The sequence below is a fragment of the Rhizobium tumorigenes genome (assembly GCF_003240565.2).
In the GTDB taxonomy this organism is placed as follows: domain Bacteria; phylum Pseudomonadota; class Alphaproteobacteria; order Rhizobiales; family Rhizobiaceae; genus Rhizobium; species Rhizobium tumorigenes.
The window spans coordinates 1,978,663-2,000,227 of the sequence record NZ_CP117255.1; the positions used below are offsets into that span (position 1 = coordinate 1,978,663).

Annotated in this window: 18 protein-coding genes; 10 read left to right on the top strand and 8 right to left on the bottom strand. The window is 61.4% G+C overall.

The genetic code is table 11. From position 1 onward, the window contains the following. Window positions 1-173: 173 nt before the first annotated feature. The gene (gene dnaG / locus PR017_RS09780; protein ID WP_111222751.1) at window positions 174-2,174 is read right to left on the bottom strand and encodes a DNA primase; all 2,001 of its coding nucleotides are present in this window, start codon (window positions 2,172-2,174) and stop codon (window positions 174-176) included. A gap of 70 nt (window positions 2,175-2,244) precedes the next feature. On the opposite strand from dnaG, the gene PR017_RS09785 reads away from it, so the two are divergent. From PR017_RS09785 to PR017_RS09795, 3 genes are all read left to right on the top strand, one after another. Beyond that, a complete protein-coding gene (locus PR017_RS09785) occupies window positions 2,245-2,628 on the top strand; it encodes a BrnT family toxin (protein ID WP_279619504.1) in 384 nt (127 codons plus the stop codon). Then, the gene (locus tag PR017_RS09790) at window positions 2,594-2,929 is read left to right on the top strand and encodes a BrnA antitoxin family protein (RefSeq protein WP_111222749.1); all 336 of its coding nucleotides are present in this window, start codon (window positions 2,594-2,596) and stop codon (window positions 2,927-2,929) included. The genes PR017_RS09785 and PR017_RS09790 overlap by 35 nt, the downstream gene beginning before the upstream one ends. 244 nt (window positions 2,930-3,173) lie before the next feature. After that, window positions 3,174-3,350, top strand: a complete 177-nt coding sequence (locus tag PR017_RS09795) for a hypothetical protein (RefSeq protein WP_154677487.1) — start codon at window positions 3,174-3,176, stop codon at window positions 3,348-3,350. Window positions 3,351-3,524: 174 nt separating this feature from the next. Here the strand turns inward: PR017_RS09795 and PR017_RS09800 are convergent, their stop codons facing one another. Continuing rightward, complete coding sequence (locus PR017_RS09800) at window positions 3,525-3,977, bottom strand: GatB/YqeY domain-containing protein (RefSeq protein WP_111222748.1); 453 nt, start codon at window positions 3,975-3,977, stop codon at window positions 3,525-3,527. A gap of 287 nt (window positions 3,978-4,264) precedes the next feature. On the opposite strand from PR017_RS09800, the gene carA reads away from it, so the two are divergent. Both carA and PR017_RS09810 read left to right on the top strand, forming a co-directional pair. Further along, window positions 4,265-5,470 carry a glutamine-hydrolyzing carbamoyl-phosphate synthase small subunit gene (gene carA / locus PR017_RS09805; RefSeq protein ID WP_111222747.1) on the top strand — a complete coding sequence of 402 codons (1,206 nt, stop codon included), beginning with the start codon at window positions 4,265-4,267 and terminating at the stop codon, window positions 5,468-5,470. Window positions 5,471-5,603: 133 nt separating this feature from the next. After that, window positions 5,604-6,179: a hypothetical protein gene (locus tag PR017_RS09810; RefSeq protein ID WP_111222746.1), complete on the top strand. Its 576-nt coding sequence runs from the start codon at window positions 5,604-5,606 to the stop codon at window positions 6,177-6,179. Window positions 6,180-6,208: 29 nt separating this feature from the next. On the opposite strand, the gene PR017_RS09815 is transcribed toward PR017_RS09810, so the two are convergent. From PR017_RS09815 to PR017_RS09825, 3 genes are all read right to left on the bottom strand, one after another. Then, window positions 6,209-7,615 (bottom strand): MATE family efflux transporter, encoded by a 1,407-nt coding sequence (locus PR017_RS09815; protein WP_111223011.1) that lies wholly within the window; start codon window positions 7,613-7,615, stop codon window positions 6,209-6,211. A 146-nt stretch (window positions 7,616-7,761) separates the two neighbouring features. Continuing rightward, window positions 7,762-9,000, bottom strand: a complete 1,239-nt coding sequence (locus PR017_RS09820) for a TCR/Tet family MFS transporter (RefSeq protein ID WP_111222745.1) — start codon at window positions 8,998-9,000, stop codon at window positions 7,762-7,764. Window positions 9,001-9,172: 172 nt separating this feature from the next. Further along, complete coding sequence (locus PR017_RS09825) at window positions 9,173-10,084, bottom strand: LysR family transcriptional regulator (protein ID WP_111222744.1); 912 nt, start codon at window positions 10,082-10,084, stop codon at window positions 9,173-9,175. A 114-nt stretch (window positions 10,085-10,198) separates the two neighbouring features. Between PR017_RS09825 and PR017_RS09830 the strand changes: the two genes are divergently transcribed. Together PR017_RS09830 and PR017_RS09835 are read left to right on the top strand one after the other, a co-directional pair. Further along, window positions 10,199-11,203 carry an aldo/keto reductase gene (locus PR017_RS09830; protein WP_111222743.1) on the top strand — a complete coding sequence of 335 codons (1,005 nt, stop codon included), beginning with the start codon at window positions 10,199-10,201 and terminating at the stop codon, window positions 11,201-11,203. Between the two features lie 125 nt (window positions 11,204-11,328). Then, window positions 11,329-13,140 (top strand): tetratricopeptide repeat protein, encoded by a 1,812-nt coding sequence (locus PR017_RS09835; protein ID WP_111222742.1) that lies wholly within the window; start codon window positions 11,329-11,331, stop codon window positions 13,138-13,140. 28 nt (window positions 13,141-13,168) lie between these two features. Here PR017_RS09835 and PR017_RS09840 read toward each other — a convergent pair whose 3' ends face one another. Beyond that, window positions 13,169-14,017 carry a helix-turn-helix transcriptional regulator gene (locus tag PR017_RS09840; protein WP_111222741.1) on the bottom strand — a complete coding sequence of 283 codons (849 nt, stop codon included), beginning with the start codon at window positions 14,015-14,017 and terminating at the stop codon, window positions 13,169-13,171. A gap of 97 nt (window positions 14,018-14,114) precedes the next feature. On the opposite strand from PR017_RS09840, the gene PR017_RS09845 reads away from it, so the two are divergent. Further along, window positions 14,115-15,002, top strand: coding sequence for an SDR family oxidoreductase (locus PR017_RS09845; protein WP_111222740.1), 888 nt, complete (start codon window positions 14,115-14,117; stop codon window positions 15,000-15,002). A gap of 76 nt (window positions 15,003-15,078) precedes the next feature. Here the strand turns inward: PR017_RS09845 and ypfJ are convergent, their stop codons facing one another. Further along, window positions 15,079-16,002, bottom strand: a complete 924-nt coding sequence (ypfJ, locus tag PR017_RS09850; RefSeq protein ID WP_111222739.1) for a KPN_02809 family neutral zinc metallopeptidase — start codon at window positions 16,000-16,002, stop codon at window positions 15,079-15,081. Between the two features lie 94 nt (window positions 16,003-16,096). Next, a complete protein-coding gene (locus PR017_RS09855) occupies window positions 16,097-16,579 on the bottom strand; it encodes a DUF2306 domain-containing protein (protein ID WP_111222738.1) in 483 nt (160 codons plus the stop codon). Between the two features lie 183 nt (window positions 16,580-16,762). Here PR017_RS09855 and PR017_RS09860 point away from each other — a divergent pair, with 183 nt between their 5' ends. Next, window positions 16,763-17,797 (top strand): zinc-dependent alcohol dehydrogenase family protein, encoded by a 1,035-nt coding sequence (locus tag PR017_RS09860; RefSeq protein WP_111222737.1) that lies wholly within the window; start codon window positions 16,763-16,765, stop codon window positions 17,795-17,797. Between the two features lie 159 nt (window positions 17,798-17,956). Continuing rightward, window positions 17,957-21,442, top strand: a complete 3,486-nt coding sequence (gene carB / locus PR017_RS09865; protein WP_111223010.1) for a carbamoyl-phosphate synthase large subunit — start codon at window positions 17,957-17,959, stop codon at window positions 21,440-21,442. Window positions 21,443-21,565 lie beyond the last annotated feature (123 nt).

A 21,565-nucleotide genomic window follows, 5' to 3' on the forward strand; every position in this document is an offset into this window, starting at 1 on the left:
GACCGCAATGGATTACTAGCGTGCAGCGCCGCCGCCCTCTGTCCCTCCGGGACATCTCCCCCACAAGGGGGGAGATTGGCCGAGAGCCTTGAGCCCACAAGGGAAAAGAACGATCTCCGCCCTTGTGGGGGAGATGTCAGCGCAGCTGACAGAGGGGGTAATGCCCAGTGCCATCAGCCGCCGTGGGTGACGGCTGCCTTGACGCGGCCGGACAGCAGGCCGAAGCCGTCGATGATGGCTTCCTGGTTTTCCATGCGGGAGATTTCCAGCTGGATCTCGTTCAGCGCCCGCATCAGCTGGTCGATGTCATCCTCGGCACCGGCCTCGGTGGCATCGGCAATCTCGCGCTCCAACTCGATCTTCTGCCAGCGCAGCGCCTTGGTGCGCTTGTGAAGGCCAAGCGCCTGGCGATATCCCTCGCGGGCATCCTCGATGGCGGCCTCCTCTGTGGCAGTCCAGAGCCGCGCATTGCGCACCTGCTGGTCCAGCCCCTTGATCAGCGCCGCAAACCCCTGCGCCTCCAGCCGCTCGACCAGATGCTCGCGGGTCAGGTGCGGGCCAGCCAGTGCCGCCGCGGTGCCGAGCATGGCCGACCACAGGCGCTGCAGATCACGGTTGTCGTAGTCGATGGAGGCGATCTCGTCATACTCATCCTGCAGCAGCAGCGGATGGTTGACGATCGTCAGCGCCAGCACGCTTTCGCGCAAGGCCGGCGTGGCGTTGTGGCCGCGCACCATGCCGGAGCCGGTCAATCGGTCGGAAATGGCGTTCGGCGCCTTGGTGCTGGCAGGTCCGTTGCCGCGCGGATTGTTGCGACCACTGCCGCTGGCATTGCCGCTACGGAAATTACGGCCCTGCTGGTTGCCACCGTTGCGAAACTGCGGCTGGAAAAACGCATTTAAGCGGTCGCGGATATCCTGCTGGTAGTGGCGACGGACATTTTCGTCGGCAATGACTGTGACCATCTGCTTTAGACGGGCTTCCAACTCGGCGCGGCTTTCAGGCGTGTCGAACCTGCCGCTTGAGATCTCTCGGCCCCAGACCATTTCAGCCAACGGCCGGGCCTGCGCCATCACCTTGTCAAACGGCGCCCTGCCCTCGTGGCGCACCATGTCATCCGGGTCCTTGCCATCCGGCAGCATGGCAAAACGCACGGAATAGCCGGGCTTCAGCCTCGGCAGGGCGAGATCGACGCCCCGGTTGGCGGCGCGGATACCGGCGGCATCGCCATCGAAGCACAGCACCGGCTGCGGCGTCATCCGCCACAAAAGCTCCAGCTGATTTTCGGTCAGCGCGGTACCGAGCGGCGCCACGACATTCTCGATGCCGGCCTGATGCAGCGCGATGACGTCCATGTAGCCTTCGACGGCAATGATTGTGCCGGTGCCATCGACACCCTGGCTGGCGCGCCGGGCGCGATTGAAGTTGTAGAGTACGTTGCCCTTGTGGAAGAGCTCGGTCTCGTTCGAGTTCAAGTACTTGGCCGGCGCATCCGGAGCCATGGCGCGGCCGCCAAAGGCAATCACCTTGTCGCGCGAGGACAGGATCGGAAACATGATGCGGTCGCGAAACCGGTCGTAGGCAACCGGAACGTCCGGCCCGTGAACCACCAGCCCGCAGGCCTCGATCTGGTCCTTCGGCACATTCTTTCCCGCCAGATATTCCTTCAGCGCGTTACGGCTGTCGAGCGCGAAGCCGAGCCGGAAGGTCTCGATCGTCCGGCCGGTCAGGCCGCGGTCACGAAGATAGGCCCGCGCCCGGGCGCCGTTCGCGGTCTGCAGCTGCTCCTGGAAATACTGCGTTGCCATCTCCATCACGTCGAGCAGCGAGGTCTGCTCGCGCTGGCGTTTTTCCGCGACAGGATCGGCCGCCGGCATGGCAATGCCGGCCATGTCTGCCACATGCTGCACGGCCTCCGGAAAGCTAAGCCCCTCGAGATCCGTCAGGAAACGGAAGTGATCTCCGGTGACGCCGCAGCCGAAGCAGTGGTAGCGACCCTTGCGATCCTCGCAGTGAAAGCTCGGCGATTTCTCGCCATGGAACGGGCAACAGGCCCAATAGTCGGCCCGCGACACGTTGGTCTTGCGCTTGTCCCAGCTGACGCGCCGCGCGATCACGTCCGATATCGGAACGCGGTCGCGGATCTCGTCAAGAAAGGTCGGGGAAAATCGCATGGACACCTCTGGCTGATGCTTCTCCTATAAGCCCTAACGTCCGCCATTGCCATGAAACTCGTGAGGGTAGGTGCTGATCCACAGGATTGACAAAACGGGCTTTGTATATACAGTTTGCTTTACAGCAATCAAGCACAGCGGCTGTGAGGGACAATCGAACTCAATGCCGCTTATTAGAATAACATTTACCTCCCACGAATGGGACGATGACAAACGCCAATCGAATTTGCGCAAACACGGAATTGATTTCGAGGATGCGGTTCTCGCCTTGCGTGAACCGCATATCGAATACCGCTCCGACAGACAGGGAGAAATCCGCACGGTGGCGATCTGCCCCGACTCCGGAAAACTGATCGCGATTGTCTATACGATGAGAGGCGAGATTTGCCGGATCATTTCAGCCCGTGCGGCACGAACTAATGAAATCAGAGAATATCACCAGAATAACCCTTGAGGAAATCCTTGCGAAACGCGCCCGTGGCGAGGTGAGCGAGACAGACTGGGCGCGCGTCGATGCCATGACCGACGAGGACATCGAGCGTGCCATGCGCGACGATCCCGATTGGGCTGACTTCATCGACATCGACTGGTCGAAGGCCGAGTGGGTCGTTCCCGTCGCCAAGAAAGCCCTGTCGATCAGGCTCGATCAGGATATTGTCGATTTCTTCCAGGCTGGCGGCAAGGGCTACCAGACGCGGATCAACGCTGTCCTGCGCCACTACATGAGTGAGGAAAAGAGGCGGCGAGCCAAATAGCGGCGGCATCGGTTACAACGAGGTGGCAGATCGCCGCTGCCGACACCTCGATCACGGCGCATTTGCGGCCGAACTTGCCGCGCGAAACATTATTTTTTTGTAATTTGAAAAGCATGCTGCAGCGCAATAGCTTGCAAGTACGGATTGGGACATGCCGGCAGAGTTAATATCTTTGCGACGCGACATGTCCGGACAGCCCCGCCGAACCGGAAGCCGAGGAGAGCTTTCTGTTTAGGAGATTGGCATGCGAATACTGATCGTCCCCTTTGCCGCCGCAGCCATCTTCGCGATGGCAAACTACAGTGCCTCGGCCATGAACGACAGCCAGGCCAACGGCCTCAAATCCTTCGACCAGGCAGTGATGGCCTGGCAGATGGCGCATCATCCCGCGACACAAACGAAGGTCGGTACCAACCGATGAATTTCCGATCCCCATGTGAGACACCATCCCTACCCCCGGCGCGGTCTCACATGGGTGGCTTTGCTATAGACGTCTGATTTTTGGGCCCCACCCTGCGTCATCAGACGGCTGCAAAGTACAAAGGCAGGAGCTCCCCCCAGCTCCTGCCTTTTTTATATCTGCCGACCTGCCTGATTACTTCAGCAAATCCTTGAGAATTCCCGAAGCCTTGGCGAAATCCATCTGGCCGGCGTAGCGTTCTTTAAGCATAGCCATGCACTTGCCCATGTCCTTGATGCCGGCAGCACCGATCTCGGCGATAACGGCAGCGATGATATCGCGTGTCTGGTCGTCGGAAATCTGCTCCGGCATGTAGCCCTGGATGATCGCGATTTCCTCGCGCTCCTTGGCTGCCAGTTCCGGGCGCTTGCCCTCGTCATAGATCTTCGCCGATTCGTCGCGCTGTTTGATCATCTTGGCAAGAATCTGCAGGATCTCGTCGTCGCTGGCCGGCTCCTTGGCGACGCCGCGATTGGCGATGTCGCGGTCCTTGATGGCCGACAGGATCAGCCGCACCGTCGATAACCGCGCGGTGTCCTTAGCGCGCATCGCATCTTTCTGGGCGTTGGCAAGCGTTTCGCGGATCATGGTCTTACTCCTTGAACGGGGCAACCGCCGAATAGGCCGCCCCTCCTCTGTATGCCCACCTCTTAGACCATAGGGTCGCGACGGATCAACGCAATTGCGCGGGAAATGCCCGGGAATAGATTGACCGGCAGGGCACATTTGGCTATTGACCGGCACCTGCACACACATCGATGTCAGGATCTGATAAAGCGCGACCCTTGTCGTGCGCCTCTGTCCGCGAACCAGAATGGCGACTGCGGCCGGCCTATGCAAGGTTTTGGCACGCTCACGCCGGAAACGGGATGATAATGACCGCGACTGCACCCTGGACGACCGAAAAGCCCACTGCCATGCTGGTTCTTGCCGATGGTACCGTGATCGAGGGCAAGGGCATCGGAGCAACAGGCAAGGTACAGGCCGAAGTTTGCTTCAATACGGCGCTGACCGGCTACGAGGAGATCCTCACCGACCCGTCCTATCTCGGCCAGATCGTCACCTTCACCTTCCCACATATCGGCAATGTCGGCGCCAACGACGAGGATGTCGAGGATCTGACGCCCGCCGCGCGCCACGGCGCAGTCGGCGTCATCTTCAAGGCCGATATCAGCGACCCTTCGAACTACCGCTCGCTCAAGCATCTCGACGCCTGGCTGAAGGGCCGCGGCATCATCGGCATGTGCGGCATCGACACCCGTGCGCTTACGTCCTGGATCCGCGAGCATGGCGCGCCGAACGCCGTCATCGCCCACGACCCGACGGGCACATTCGATATCGACCAGTTGAAGGCCGACGCCAAGGCGTGGAGCGGCCTCGAAGGCCTCGATCTCGCCAAGGTCGCGACATCTGGCCAGTCGGCGCAGTGGGCACAGACCCCTTGGGTCTGGAACGAGGGTTACGGCGAACTCAGCCCCGAAGACGCAAAATATCACGTCGTCTGCCTCGACTACGGCGTCAAGCGCAACATCCTTAGGCTGTTTGCCGGTCTCGACTGCAAGGTCACGATCGTGCCCGCCAACGCATCGAGCGAAGACGTACTTGCTCTGAAGCCGGACGGCGTTTTCCTGTCGAATGGCCCGGGCGACCCGGCGCCAACCGGCGAATACGCCGTGCCTGTCATCAAGGACCTGATCAGTAGCGATGTTCCGCTGTTCGGCATCTGCCTCGGCCACCAGATGCTCGGCCTGGCGCTCGGCGGCAAGACCGAAAAGATGCATCAGGGCCACCACGGCGCCAACCATCCGGTCAAGGACCATACGACGGGCAAGGTCGAGATCGTTTCCATGAACCATGGCTTTGCGGTCGACTCGAATTCACTGCCAGAAGGCGTTGAGGAGACTCACGTTTCTCTGTTTGACGGCTCGAACTGCGGCCTCAGGCTTTCCGGCAAGCCGGTGTTCTCCGTCCAGCACCATCCGGAGGCTTCGCCCGGCCCGCAGGATAGCCACTACCTCTTCCGCCGTTTCATCAACATGGTGCGCGAGAAGAAGGGTGAAACGGCACTCGCCGAACGCTGAACCTTATCGCGGAGACTGAACGGAGCCCCGGCTGAATTTTCAGTCCAGGGCTTTTGGTATTGGATGGGATGCCACTGAGAAAATTGCTATCGGTAGGGGCGTGCAGGCGCGGCGAGACAAATACGAGATGGGCATGTCTGGGCAAAATCCGATCATCATTGCAGATGCGGGGCCGTTGATCCGGCTCGCAGCAGCCGGCCTTCTGGATTCCATGCGCCTGACGAACCGCAGGATCGTTCTCGTTGATCGGATCGAGGAGGAAGTCTGCGGCGACCCAACGAAACCCTTTGCAGCCGAGATATCAACCTGGATAGCGAGCATGAACGGCGCTATTGAGCATGCCGAAACGCTGGAGGGAATAGCGATCTCAGCCTTGCGCAGTCGCGCCAAGAATCCGCTAGATCTTCAGAAATTGAAGCGTGCGATGCGCAACAGCGGTGAACGGGCGATCCGCGAATATGTGGAGACACTCGACCCCCGCGATGCCGACGAAGCATTGGTACTGTACGAAGATGGCGCCGTGCCCAGCCTCATGGCAGCTGCAACGGTGCCAATGACGCTGATGAGCACGAGGGCGTTTGTCCGGATGATCTCCGAACGCGGCTATAATCGCGATGCCGTCCAGGCACTCGAGGCCATTGCTTCGATCTACAACCTCAAGCCAATCGTCAGCACCGTAATCGAAGCCAACAGCTTGCCAGACGACTGATCGTCACCAGTCATTCCCCGAGCGCTATTTCAATCAGCCAACTCGTCGCGGCCTTCCGCCTTCACCAGCAGATAGAACCGCACGCAGAGCATCGTTGCCGCTGCCGCGAGACCGATGAGGAAGCCGAGCCAGATGCCGATGCCGCCGAGGCCGAGCGGAAAGGCCAGCACCCAGGCGAGCAGGAAGCCGATCGGCCAGTAGGCCACCAGAGCGATGATCATCGGCACTCGCGCGTCCTTCAGACCGCGTAATAGGCCGCTGGCGATAGCCTGCAACCCATCCACCAGTTGGAATATTCCGGCGACGACGATCAACGGCGCGGCATAGGCCAACACCTGCGGCGCCTCGGCAGAGGTCACATCGAGGAACCAGCTCCCGAAATATTCAGGCATCGTGGCAAACAGGATACCGCCGATGACGGACAGCGTCGAGGAGATGATGAGCACGGTAATCGCGGCGCGCACCAGTGCAGTGCGGTCGCCACGGCCGTGGGCGACGCCGACGAGAACGGTGGCCGCCTGCGAAAGCCCGAGCGGGATCATGAAGGCGATGGATGCCCATTGCAGCGCAATGCCGTGGGCGGCAAGCTCGATGGTGCCGATCCTGCCGATCAGCAACGAGGCTGCGGTAAACAAGCTGACTTCGGCAAGGATGGTGATGCTGATCGGCAGGCCGAGCCGCACAACGTCCCACAAGGCATGCCAGTCCGGCCGCCAAAGGCGAACGAAAATCTCATAGCGGCGTGTCTCGGCAACGCTCTGGACATAGCCGACGATGAACAGGAAGCCAGCCGTCTGCACCGCAAGCGCCACATAGGCGGCACCCCGCAGACCCATGGCAGGCAGGCCAAAATGGCCGAGCACCAGCCCGTAGGCCAGCAGCGCATTCATGGCGAGCATGGCGATGGTGACGTAGAGCACGATGCTCGCCCGCCCGATGGCGCTGACCAGCGAGCGGATCACATTATAGAGCGACGCCGGCAGCAGCGCGAAATGGCCGATCGCGATATAGCCGGCCGCCAGTCTGGCGACATCCGGCTTCTGCCCGGCGGCAAGCAGAATGTCCTCGGCGTAGTAAAACGCCGGTTGCATGATCAGCCAGTAGGCAACGGCCACCCACAGCCCCATCCGCAGAGAGCGGCGGACGCTGATGACGTCGTCGCGCCCATAGGCCTGCGCCACCATCGGAATGACGGCGATGGAAAAGCCGGAGCCGAAAATGAGGATGGTGAAAAGGAACTGGCCCGACAGCACCATGGCGGCCAGTTGCTCGGCCCCGAGCCTGCCGACGATCATCACATCCGTCGTGTTTATACCGAGCTGCGCCAGCTGTGCACCGATCAGCGGCACGCCAAGCATGATTGCAGCGCGAAAATGCGCTGGCCAGGAATTATCATCGTTATGCGCAAAACGCTGCGCAAGCAAAGGCGTATCCATGTCGAAAGTCTCGTCGTTCGCTGCGCTGATCGACCGGACGGGTCGCAAGCGTTTCGGGCGCTGGTAGCGCAAATAGGCTTCATAAGCCAGTCGCGAGAGCAATTTTGACGAAGAATGCGGCAAATTCCATGAGGAATGACTAAGCCTTAGGCATTTTCTTGCATGTCTCGCGCTTTCGAGCGCACCCTGACCACAAAGACCACAAGCGCCACCAGCAGGAAGACCGATGCCAGTGCGTAGGGAGCCCCGGCAAAGACGATGGGTGCGCTGGGACCGGTGAACCAACCGAACAACTGGGTGAAGATCAGTGGCCCGATGATCGTCGTCAGGCTGGAAAGGCTGCTCATAGCACCCTGCAACTCGCCCTGCGCCGAGGCCGGCACAGAGGCTGAGGCAATGCTGCGCAGCGGCGCATCCGCCACGCTTTCCAACGCAGTCGCAACGATGACCGCATAGACCATCCACCCCTCCCAGGCGAAGGCATAGCCGGCAAGACCAGCGGTACAGAAAGCAAGACCGACCAGCGCCGTCCGCCATTCGCCGAGGACGGGCACCAGGCGCGGCATGACGAAGCCCATGACGACGGCACTGCCGATGCCGAACACGCCGAGCGACAGACCGATCTGCCGCTCGTTCCAGCCGTACCGGTCGGCGCTGACGAAAGGCCAGACGGCGGGATAGACGGTGTGGGCCAGCCAGTAGAGGAAAAACACCAGGCCGATCCAGCCGATGCCGGGATAGCTGCGCATCTGCTTCAGCGCACCGAAAGGGTTGGCCCGCGAGAGGTCGAACCGGCGTCGGTTCTTCGCTTCCAGCGTCTCGGGCAACATGAAGCAGGCGAGCACGAAGTTGACCAGCGACACGAATGCAGCGCCGAAAAACGGCACGCGCGGACCGAACCCGCCGAGAAAACCGCCGATAATCGGCCCGAGCACGAATCCCACGCCGAAAGCGATGCCGATCAGCCCGAAATTTTTCGAGCGGTTCTGGTCATTGCTGACATCGGCGATGTAAGCCGAGCATGTGGCGATGCTGGCACCGCTGATGCCGGCCAGGATTCGACCAACGAACAGCATCCAGTAACTTGTCGCCAGCGCGCAGATCAGGTTGTCGATGGCAAAGGTCAGTACCGACGCCAACAGGACAGGCCGGCGCCCGAATCGATCCGAGAGATTGCCGATGAACGGCGCAAACAGGAACTGCATGCCGGCATAGGCGAGCAGCAGCCATCCCCCTTCCACCGCAGCCTCGCTGATCGAGGCCCCCGTCAATTCCTCGAGATAGGCCGGCAGCACCGGCATAATGATGGCAATGCCGATGATGTCGAGGAGCAGGATGACAAAAACGAGGAAGAGGCCGCGGCGGGCAAATGTCGGATCGATCATGATAGGCGCCTGTGTTGGTACATCCGGCCGTTTGAAGAGACAGAACGGGAACGCGAAACCGCAGTACTTGTCGGCGCCATCCTAGCGCAGAAACAATGGGTGAACAGATCAAATTTATTGATCGATAAGTTGCGAAAACCCGTTCCAAAACAGAACATTAGATATCGATATTTCACGGCTGGGCGGCCCGCCTCTGATCGGCCTTTAAAAAATCCACGAAGGCGCGCAGCGGCCCGGGCATCTGCCGGCGGCTGGCATAGTAGAGGTAAGGTCCGGGAAACCGGCTGACCCATTCGTCGAGAATAAGGACCAGCTCTCCCTTTGCGACGGCTGGCGCGACAATCTCTTCGAAGCAGCGCAGCACGCCCAGTCCGCGCACGGCGGCACCGACCTCGATCTCGAGCGAATCGGTGATCAGCGAGGCCGGCGGCGACAGGACGAGGCTCTCCTCGCCTCGCTCGAATTCCCAAAGTCCCACCGAACGGCTGACGAAGCGGTGTCGGATGCAGCGGTGCTCGAGCAGGTCGCTCGGATGTTGCGGCGTACCATTGGCTTCGAGATAGGCCGGAGACGCGGCGGTAACATAACGCTGCTCGCGCGGCCCGAGCGGTACCGCGATCATGTCCTGTTCCAGCCTCTCGCCATAGCGCACACCGGCGTCGAAGCCGGCGGCCAGCACGTCGATGAAGCTATCGTCGGCAGCCACCTCCAGCCGGATATCCGGATAGAGCGCCATGAAACGACCAAGCAGCCCGGGCATGATATAGCGGGCAACGATGGAGGGGATGTTCAGCTTCAACGTGCCGGCCGGGTTATCGTCGGAACTGTTGAGTTGATCGAGTGCGGCAGCAACATCGCTGAACGCAGGCGCCAGTCGCTCCATCAGCCGCTCGCCGGCCTCCGTCGGGGTAACGCTGCGGGTGGTACGGTTCAACAGCCGCAGGCCGAGCTTTTCCTCCAGTCGGCGCACCGCCTCGCTAAGCGCAGAAGGCGAGACGTTGCGCTTGCGGGCGGCGGCGCGAAAACTGCGCTCTCGGGCAACGGCATGGAAGGCGGCGAGATCGCCGAGCGGCAGGTCGTCCATTGTGCAAAATTCCGTACGGCCTGTTTCTCAATATACCGATTATCGCACAACACGCGACGGAGTAAACGTCTTTCGAAGACTTCAGACGGAAGTCGGCCATCAAGGAGAATGAGCATGGAAAAGGTTCGTCTGGGCAACACCGGCCCTGAAGTATCGTCAATCGGCCTCGGCTGCATGGGCATGTCCGGCATGTACGGTCCATCGGACCGGGCAGAAAGCATCGGCACCATCCACGCGACCCTCGAAGCAGGCGTCAATCTGCTCGACACCGGCGACTTCTATGGCATGGGCCACAACGAGATGCTGATCGGCGAAGCCATCAAGGGCCGCAATCGCGACGACTTCCTGCTCAGCGTCAAGTTCGGTGCGCTCCGCGATCCCGCCGGCGGCTGGAGCGGCTATGACTGCCGGCCTGCGGCGATCAAGAACTTCGTCGCCTACACGCTGCAGCGGCTTGGCGTCGACCACATCGACATCTACCGCCCGGCGCGCCTCGATCCGAGCGTGCCGATAGAGGAGACGGTTGGAGCCATCGCCGACCTCATCAAGGCCGGATATGTCCGCCATATCGGCCTTTCGGAAGTCGGTGCCGACACCATCCGCCGGGCAGCAGCCGTGCACGAAATCGTCGATCTGCAGATCGAGTACTCGCTGATCTCGCGCGGCATCGAGGAGACGATCCTGCCGACGTGCCGCGAACTCGGCATTGCCATCACCGCCTACGGCGTCCTGTCCAGGGGGCTGATCAGCGGCCACTGGCAGAAGGATGGCGGCAAGTCCAAGGGGGATTTCCGCGCCTTCAGCCCGCGCTTCCAGGAAGGAAATATCGATCAGAACCTCGCACTGGTAGAGGCGCTTCGCACAGTCGCGAAAGCCCGGAATGCCTCGGTCGCGCAGATTGCCATTGCCTGGGTGGCGGCCAAGGGTGCGGACATCATCCCCCTCGTCGGCGCCCGCCGTCGCGACCGCCTGAGCGAGGCGCTCGGCTCGCAGGCCGTGCATCTTTCCGCCGACGATCTCGCAGCCATCGAGACGGCTGTCCCGAAAGATGCTGCCGCCGGCGACCGATACCCGACTGCCATGCTGGCCCACATGGACAGCGAAAAAGGCCGCCATTGAGTTTTAAGTGATGGGAACAGCCCGGAACATGACGATACGGGCTGGTAAGCTTCAAACAAGACTGAATTGGCAATGAGACAACGGGGCAAAAACTACGATTACCGCGTCTCTTGAAAGCCGATTTTATGAACCAGTACGTCGTGCCTTTGTCTCCCGAGCCGTCAGCCCTGCCCGCCATCCTCGGCCGAACTGCAGAATTGCTGGGCGCGGCAGACTATCATGGTGCCATCGCCCTCCTCCAGTCGGAGCACAGGCTCGTCAGCGGCGAACCTGTCGCCTGCAATACGCTCGCCTATCTCCTGATCCAGGTCGACAGGCCATTGGAAGCAATTTCCTGGTTCGAAACATCGCTGCGCATCCGACCGGACGACATCCAGGCGCTGAACGGCTTGGCGATGGCACTGCGATCGACGGGCGATGCGGCAGGTGCCTTGCAATGCTACGACAGGCTCGTGACCTTGCGGCCGGACGATGCTGTCTGCTGGTACAACCGCGGCGACCTGCAGGCCGAGGGCTGGCACCTGCAAGAGGCCCTGTCCAGTCTCGACCGGTCGATTGCCCTGAAAAACGATCATGCCCCGGCCTTCGTCAAGCGTAGCCATGTGCTGGAATCGCTGGGCGACCTGCCGGCGGCGATCGATGCCGCTGCCCGCGCCTGCACACTTCAGCCGGCCGACGTCTCTTCCTGGTCGTTGCTCGGAGATCTCCTGCAGAAGGCTGGCAACCTCGGCCAGGCGATTGCGGCCTACGAACGCGCCCTGACGCTCTCGCCCGATGATATCTCGTGTATGACGAACCTCGGCGTCGCCCTGAAGGCTGCCGGAATGATGGACGAAGCGCTGCTGGCCGCTCGTGCCGTGCTGGCACTCGAACCCGGCAATCAGGACGCGCTGCTTCTCTGCGGCAACGCCGAACTGCATCTCGGCAACACTGATGCCGCAAGGGTGAGCTTTCTTGCCGCCGCCAAGGCCGGCGTGGCCTGCAGCTATCCAGCATCGCAGCAGCCGGCAGCTTTCCGGGCGCTGATGCTGTTCTCGCCCTTTGCAGGCAATACGCCCTACGAAGATCTCATCCGGAATGTCCGCTTCGATACGGACCTAGTGATCGTGCTGGAGAACCACTACTACGATGTCGCGGCACTCGCCAAAAGTGCCGACGTCGTCGTCAACCTCATCTCCGATGCCGACCTCGGCCTCGACATGATCGGCGCGCTCGGTGAACTCGTCGCGTCGTTGCGCAAACCGGTAATCAATCATCCGGCGCTGATCGTCGGAACCGACCGCCAGACAATCTCACGACGCCTGGTCGCCGTCCGCGATACTGTCGTGCCCGCCACCGTCCGTATCGGCGCGGCCGAACTCCTGCGCCGCCTTGCCGATGGCGAGAGCCACGCCTTTCCGCTGATCGTGCGCAATGCCGGCACGCATGGCGGCGAGAAGATGGAAGTTGTGGCCAGCCGGCAAGAATTGCGGACTTTTGCCGAGCAAGCAGGCGATCAGCCGCTCTATCTCACAGACTTCGTGGACTATCGCTCGCCGGACGGTTTCTTTCGAAAATACCGGCTGATTTTCGTCGGCGACGAGATCTTTCCCTATCATCTGGCGATCGGCGAAAGCTGGAAAGTCCATCATATCTCGACACGCATGACGGAACTCGAATGGATGCGCCGTGAGGAAGAGGCTTTCCTGGAAAAGCCGACGCATGTCTTCGGCCCATCCGCCATGGCAGCCCTCGAGACCATCAGGCGCATCGTCAATCTCGATTATTTCGGCATTGACTGCTCAATCGATGAGAATGGCAAGGTCGTGGTCTTCGAGGTCAACGCCACCATGCTGGTCCATCTCCACAATGAAGGCTTCGAATACAAGACGCCGCATGTCATGAAGATCAAGGCGGCTTTCGAACAGCTCCTGGAGAAGCGGGCGTCCGCCGGCTGAAAGGCCTCTCAGGCTATTCCGGCGGCGTTCAGGTCGAATTCCCCTCGCGAGCACGTTGACGCTCTGCGGCAAGCACGCGGATGCGGTCGGCGATACCTGGGTCGACTGGATTGTAGATGAACAGACTGAGGTCGGGCCGGCCGTCGACGGCGAAGGCGGAGTATTCCAGTTCAACCAGTCCGAGAATCGGGTGGAGGAGCCGCTTCAGGCCGTCGCCGTGGATCTTGACGTCGTTTTCCCGCCATAACGCCGTGAATTCGGGGCTGGCCTGACACAGTTCCTCGACGAGATCGGCAACCTCGGAAACCGCACCCGCCCGGGCCACATCGGCCCTGAAAGCGCTGACGACGACGCGCGCGACACTTTCCCAATCATGCTGCTTGCCCTTGATGGAAGGATTGCAGAACATCAGGCGCAGGATATTGCGCTGCTCTGCCGGAAGTGCGCCGTAGTCGGTCAAAACGACTGCTGAAGCCTGGTTCCAGGCGACGACATCCCAGGTGGCGGTCTTGATGAACGCAGGACTGGCGTCGAGCGTATCCAGCAGCCGTTGAAGACGGGGAGAGACGCCCTCGACCGATTTGTAGCAGACCTCGGGTGGTCGCCCGAGACCAAGCATGAACAGATGCTCGCGTTCCGGCTCTGTCAGCATCAGCCCGCTGGCAATCCGGTTCAGAACGTCGGCAGACGGTGCACCACCGCGCCCCTGCTCCAGCCAAGTGTACCACGTCGGACTGATGTTGGCGCGCTGGGCGACCTCCTCCCTGCGCAGGCCAGGCGTCCGCCTGCGTCCGGAGAATCCGAACGCCGCTGGATCGAGACGCGTGCGACGGTCCTTCAGGAAGGACGCCAGTGAACCTGCGGCATTTGTCGGCATGGCGATCCCGTTATAGTTTATACCCTGATAAGGTCACTACTTTAACAGGATAAATATGTCGGCGATAGTGATTGCACCCAACACAAGGAGGTCTATCGTGCGTATATTTTTGACCGGTGCTACCGGCTTCATTGGTTCGGCCCTGGTGCCCGAACTCCTCAAGGCAGGCCATCAGGTGATCGGCATGACGCGCTCGGATGCAGGTGCTGCGGCGTTGGCTGCAGCGGGTGTCGAAGTCCACCGTGGAACGCTGGAGGATGCTGACAGCCTGCGCAACGGCGCGGCAAAGGCGGATGGCGTCATCCACGCCGCCTTCGACCACGACTTTTCGCGATTTGTAGAGAATTGCGGAAAAGACGGGCGCGCCATCGAAGCGCTGGGATCGGCCCTCGCCGGTTCGGACCGGCCGCTCGTCATCACATCAGGCACAGGTATCGGTAGCCGTGGCCATGGTGAGCCTGCGACGGAGGACGTGTTCGATGTCAGCCATCCCAATCCACGCATCACCTCGGAGCTTGCCGGAAACGCGCTTCTGGAACAGGGGATCAACGTCTCTGTGATGCGGTTGCCGCAAGTCCACGACACGTTCAAGCAGGGCCTGATAACGCCGCTGCTCGATATAGCACGGCAGAAAGGCGTCTCGGCCTATGTTGGCGATGGCCGCAATCGCTGGCCTGCCGGCCATCTCCTGGATGTCGCGCGTCTCTATCGGCTCGCCATAGAAAAGGCCGAACGGGGAGCCCGTTATAACGCTGTTGGCGAAGAAGGCATCGAGAGCCGTGCAATCGCCGAAGCCCTTGGGCGGGGTCTAAACGTACCGGTCGTCTCGATTGCACCTGAAGAGGCGTCGATGCATTTTGGCTGGATGGGCATGTTTGTCGGCATGGACATGCCCGCATCCAGCGCCCACACGCAGGCAACGCTCGGCTGGCGGCCAACCGGCCCGACGCTGCTGTCGGACCTCAATGCCATGAAATACGCGTAACAAGCAAAAGGCCGGCATCGCAATATCCCCGCAATGCCGGCCCTTATCAATACCAAACCAGATAGCGAGCGTTCGCTCAGACCGGGTTCGAGAACGTGTCGCAGGATGTCAGCTTGCCGCTGTCGAAACCCTGCTTGAACCATTTGACACGCTGCGCCGAGGTCCCGTGGTTGAAGCTATCAGGCACGACGTAGCCCTGGCTCTTCTTCTGCAGCGTATCGTCGCCGATCTGCTGGGCTGCGTTCAACGCCTCTTCCAGATCGCCATTGTCGAGAATGCCCTTCTGCTGCGTAAACTTGCCCCAGATCCCGGCAAAGCAGTCTGCCTGCAACTCGATGCGAACAGACATCTTGTTGCTGTCCACTTCGTTCATCTGGCTTCGGGCCTGATCGGCCTTTGGCAGGATGCCAAGCAGGTTCTGCACGTGATGGCCGACCTCGTGGGCAACCACATAGGCCTGCGCGAAATCGCCGGAAGCACCGAACTTATCCTTCATCTCCTGGAAGAATCCCATGTCGAGATAGATCTTGCGGTCAGACGGGCAGTAGAACGGCCCCGACGCGGTAGAGGCCAGACCGCAGCCCGAGTTCAGCCTGTTGGTGAACAGCACCAGCTTCGGGTCCTCATAGGTCTTGCCCATGGATTTGAAGATGCCGCCCCAGGTATCCTCGGTCTCGGCGAGCACCGTGGCGACAAACGCCTTGGTTTCGTCGTTGCCCGGGTTCTGCGGCGCCGAGTTGCTCTGCTGGTAGCTGGAGCCGGTATTGCCGGTATCACCCTGGCTGAGGATCTGCAGCATGTCGATGCCCATCGCCTTGAGAATGAGGTAGATCACCACCAGAACGACGATCGTGCCGATGCTGAGGCCGCCGCCGGCCCGCCGCATGCCACCGCCCGGAAAGTTGAAACCTCCACCGCCGCCGCCAAGCGGTCCGGTGCCTCCGGAGGAGCCACGCTCATCCTCGATATTATCGGACTGTCGACGTCCCTTCCATTCCATGACCTGTCTCCCCGGCTGCGCTCACGGATATCCCGTTAAAGCCTATATATCCGCCGCATGCCCGATGACCAGTCGCGAAGGCCAACATCGCACATCAGACGGGAATGCTCCGGGCGCCCCAGGCGGCCCATCCAAGGAATAATGCCATCGCCACCAGCAGCAGAAGAGGCATCGTCTCATGACCAGTGAAGACCACGGCGTTCATTATCCGGTGCGGCAAGAGTGTGAAGGCGCCGGCACCGCCGATACCGCCAAAATAAAGTCCCAGGACAGCCCGACGATGGCGAGCGATGTCATGCCGGCGGGCAGAGACAATCGCCTGAACGCAGGAATAAAGCACGAAGACAGACAAAAGATGGATCGGGCTGAAGCCATGAAAGACGTTTAGCTTGTAGATGAAGAAGCTTGACAGCGCCCCGACCGCCATCAGCAAAAGCCAGATATTCCCAAGCAGCCGGTGCAGCCTCGTCCCCTTGCGCCGAAAAAGCACGTAGGCGCCGAGCAGCGCTGATGTGACTACGGCAACCACATGGATGTGAATGGCGGGCGAAGCCGACAGCAGCGGTTCGAGGGTCATGGCACAGTACCTTTAGAGGCCACCGATCCGACGTCGGCTGGCTGGATCATACCCAGAGGCTGCATGAAGTCGAGGGCCGGCACGGGAGAGAATTTCATTGCAATAGCAACAGATAGCCTTGACGCGGCAAGGCATTTGACGCCCATTGCGCACCAGTCCATATATCTCTGGGAGGAGACATCGATGCAAGCCATACGTCTCGACGCCGTCGGCCAATTGACCGTCCGCGAGATCGAAAAACCGTTGCCCGGTCGGGGCGAACTTCTCGTCCGCGTCGAGGCTTGCGGCATCTGTGGCACGGATCGCCATATCCTCCACGGTGAATTCCCGTCCGCCCCGCCGGTGACGCTGGGCCACGAATTTGCCGGCATCGTCGAGGCTGTCGGCCCTGACACGACGGGCTTTGCGCCCGGTATGCGCGTCACCTGCGATCCGAACATCTCCTGCGGTCTCTGCAGCCAGTGCCGCAGCGGCCGCGTCAACCTCTGCGAACGGCTGCAGGCGATCGGCATCCACCGCGATGGCGGCTTTGCCGACTACGCGATCCTTCCCGTCTCCCAGGCCTTCGAACTGCCGCTTGGGCTCGACCCGCTGCACGGCGCCTTCTGCGAGCCCCTCGCCTGCTGCCTGCACGGCGTCGACATGGCGAAAATCGAAACCGGTGCCTCGGTGGTCGTGCTCGGCGGCGGCGTCATCGGGCTTCTCGTGGTCCAACTGGCTCGACTGGCGGGCGCCACCCGCGTCGTCCTCGTCACGCGCCACAAGGACAAGCGCGCCCTTGCCGAACGCCTCGGCGCCACCGCGACGCTCGATCCCGGTCTCAGCGACCCCATCGCCGCCATATCGCGGCCGGATGGCCTGCTGCCCGGCGGTGCTGATGTCGTGTTCGAATGCGCGGGCGTCGCCGAGACGGTGCAGCAATCGACACGCATGGCAAAGAGCGGCGGCACCGTTGTTGTCCTCGGCGTCATGCCGCAGGGCCAGACCGTGCCGATCGAGCCCTTCGACCTCTTGTTCCGCGAACTGAAATTTATCGGCTCTTTCATCAATCCGTTCACCCATCGCCGCGCCGCCGATCTGATCGCCTCCGGCGCCATCGATGTCGCGCCACTCATCTCCCGCGTCGTCGGCATGACAGAAGGTGCCGAAGCTATCCGCCAGCCCGCACGCCCCGGGGAAATCCGCGTGCTGGTGGTGCCCGACAGCGCCGCACGGTAGGCAGCACTCGGAATCCTGTCGATTGCGCGATTTATGGGGTTCCGTTTGCAAAAACATTTGCCTATAAGCCGCTTCTAGCCTTTTGAGATGCAGAGCGCGCGCCCGGCCGGTGGACACACCTGGCTGGTTTTTGGCGCACGCGAAAAATGGATAGAGATCATGCCGAAGCGCGAAGATATTAAATCGATCCTCATCATCGGTGCGGGGCCGATCGTTATCGGTCAGGCATGCGAATTCGACTATTCCGGCACCCAGGCCTGCAAGGCGCTGAAAGAGGAAGGCTACCGTGTCATCCTCGTCAATTCCAATCCGGCAACGATCATGACCGACCCGGATCTGGCCGACGCCACTTACGTCGAGCCGATCACGCCTGAAGTCGTCGCCAAGATTATCGCCAAGGAGCGCCCCGACGCGCTGCTTCCAACCATGGGCGGCCAGACCGCGCTCAACACCGCGCTCTCCCTGAAGAGAATGGGCGTGCTCGATCGCTACAATGTCGAGATGATCGGCGCCAAGCCGGCCGCCATCGACATGGCCGAAGACCGCGCCCTCTTCCGCGAAGCTATGGCCCGTATCGGCCTTGAAACACCGAAGTCGCTGCTGGCAAACGCGACCGACGCCAAGGAACTCGACCGCCAGACCCACGAGGCCGAGCGCGAAAAGGTCAAGGCCAGCCTGTCCGGTGCCGAACTCGACATCGCCCTCGACGATCTGGAAAACACCTGGAACCTCGGCGAGACCGACCGCAAGCAGCGCTACATGAGCCATGCCATGGCGCTGGCAGCCCAGGCGATCGACGTTGTCGGCCTGCCCGCCATCATCCGTCCATCCTTCACCATGGGCGGCACAGGCGGCGGCATCGCCTACAATCGCTCTGAGTTCTTCGAGATCGTCGGCTCCGGCTTAGACGCCTCGCCGACCACGGAAGTGCTGATCGAGGAATCGGTGCTCGGCTGGAAGGAGTATGAAATGGAAGTCGTCCGCGACAAGGCGGACAACTGCATCATCATCTGCTCCATCGAGAACATCGACCCGATGGGCGTCCACACCGGCGATAGCATCACCGTCGCGCCTGCCCTGACGCTGACCGACAAAGAATACCAGATGATGCGCAACGCCTCGATCGCCGTTCTGCGCGAGATCGGCGTAGAGACCGGCGGCTCGAACGTGCAGTTCGCCGTCAACCCGGCCGATGGCCGCCTCGTCGTCATCGAGATGAACCCACGCGTCTCGCGCTCCTCGGCGCTGGCCTCCAAGGCAACGGGCTTCCCGATTGCCCGCGTTGCCGCCAAGCTTGCGGTCGGCTACACGCTCGACGAACTCGACAACGACATCACTGGCGGCGCGACGCCTGCTTCGTTCGAACCGTCGATCGACTATGTCGTCACCAAGATCCCGCGCTTCGCCTTCGAGAAGTTCCCCGGCGCCTCGCCTGTGCTGACAACGGCAATGAAGTCGGTCGGGGAAGTCATGGCCATCGGCCGGACCTTTGCCGAATCGCTGCAGAAGGCGCTGCGTGGCCTGGAAACCGGACTCACCGGTCTCGACGAGATCGAGATCCCCGGCACCGAAGAGGGCGAAGGCAGCCGCAATGCCATCCGCGCAGCCATCGGCACCCCGACGCCGGACCGCCTGCGCATGGTCGCCCAAGCACTGCGCATGGGCATGAGCGCCGAAGAGGTGCACGAAGGCTGCAAGATCGACCCCTGGTTCATCGCCCAGCTGAAGGCCATCGTCGATATGGAAGCCCGCATCCGCGAGCACGGCCTTCCGGACGATGCCGTCAACCTGCGCATGCTCAAGGCGATGGGCTTTTCCGACGCGCGCCTGGCGACCCTCACCAACAAGCGTCCGAAGGAAGTTGCCGAGAGGCGAAACGCCCTCAACGTCCGTCCGGTGTTCAAGCGCATCGACACCTGCGCCGCCGAGTTCGCCTCGCCGACCGCCTACATGTATTCGAGCTACGAGACGCCTTTCGTGGGAGAAGCGCGCTCCGAGGCCAATGTCTCGTCGAACAAGAAGGTCGTAATCCTCGGCGGCGGTCCGAACCGCATCGGCCAGGGCATTGAGTTCGACTATTGCTGCTGCCACGCCGCCTTCGCGCTGAAGGATGCCGGCTATGAAGCCATCATGATCAACTGCAACCCGGAAACAGTGTCGACCGACTACGACACGTCTGACCGGCTCTATTTCGAGCCACTGACCGCCGAAGACGTGATCGAGATCCTGCGCGCCGAGCAGGAAAGCGGCGAAGTCGTCGGCGTCATCGTGCAGTTCGGCGGCCAGACGCCGCTGAAGCTCGCCGAAGCTCTGGAAAAGAACGGCATTCCGATCCTCGGCACGGCACCCGACATGATCGACCTTGCCGAAGACCGCGACCGCTTCCAGAAGCTGCTGATGAAGCTCGACCTCAACCAGCCGAACAACGGCATCGCCTACTCGGTCGAACAGGCGCGCGTCGTCGCCTCCGAAATCGGCTTCCCGCTGGTGGTCCGCCCTTCCTATGTCCTCGGCGGCCGCGCCATGCAGATCATCCACTCGGAATCGATGCTGCAAAGCTACCTTCTCGATACGGTGCCCGGCCTGGTGCCGGAAGACATCAAGCAGCGTTATCCGAACGACAAGACCGGCCAGATCAACACCTTGCTCAGCAAGAACCCGCTGCTGTTCGACAGCTACCTGTCGAACGCCATCGAGATCGACGTCGATTGCCTGGCCGATGGCGAGAACGCCTTCATCGCGGGTATCATGGAGCATATCGAGGAAGCCGGCATCCACTCCGGCGACAGCGCCTGCTCGTTGCCGCCACGCACGCTTTCGTCCGAAATGCTTGACGAACTCGAGCGCCAGACGAAGGCCATGGCCAAGGCGCTGAATGTTGTCGGCCTGATGAACGTACAGTTTGCCATCAAGGACGATGTCGTCTACGTCCTTGAGGTCAACCCCCGCGCCTCGCGCACAGTGCCTTTCGTTGCCAAGGCGATTGGCGCGCCGATTGCCAAGATCGCGGCCCGCATCATGGCCGGCGAAAGTCTCGATGCCGCCTTCGCCGCCTATGGCGAGAAGCCCGATCCGCGCAATCTCAAGCACATTGCCGTCAAGGAAGCCGTGTTCCCGTTCGCCCGCTTCCCCGGCGTCGACACGCTGCTCGGCCCTGAAATGCGCTCGACCGGCGAGGTCATCGGCCTCGACACCGATTTCGCATTGGCCTTTGCCAAGGCGCAGCTCGGCGCCGGCGTCGAGTTGCCACGCGGCGGCACCGTCTTCGTGGCGGTACGCGACGACGACAAGCCACGCGTCCTGCCCGCCATCAGGATGCTTGTCGAACAGGGGTTCAAGGTGATGGCAACAGGCGGCACGGCCCGCTATCTCGCCGAACACGGCATCGCCACCACCAAGATCAACAAGGTGCTGGAAGGCCGTCCGCATATCGAGGACGCCATCCGCAACCGCCAAGTCCAGCTCGTCATCAACACAACGGACAGCAACAAGGCGATCTCGGACTCCAAATCGATCCGCCGCGCCACGCTGATGCAGAAGGTGCCCTACTACACGACCATGGCCGGCGCCGAGGCCGCCGCCATGGCCATCCAGGCCCTGAAAGCCGGCAATCTCGAAGTTCGTCCGCTGCAGAGCTACTTCTGATCGGCAAAATCTACCATGAGCTGCATCCCCCCGAAGGCTAGTGTGACCAGTCTTCAGGGGGATTCAATCTCCAAGAAAATTGTTATCCTTTTTGACGGCATCTCGAACGAGATATCCAACGAC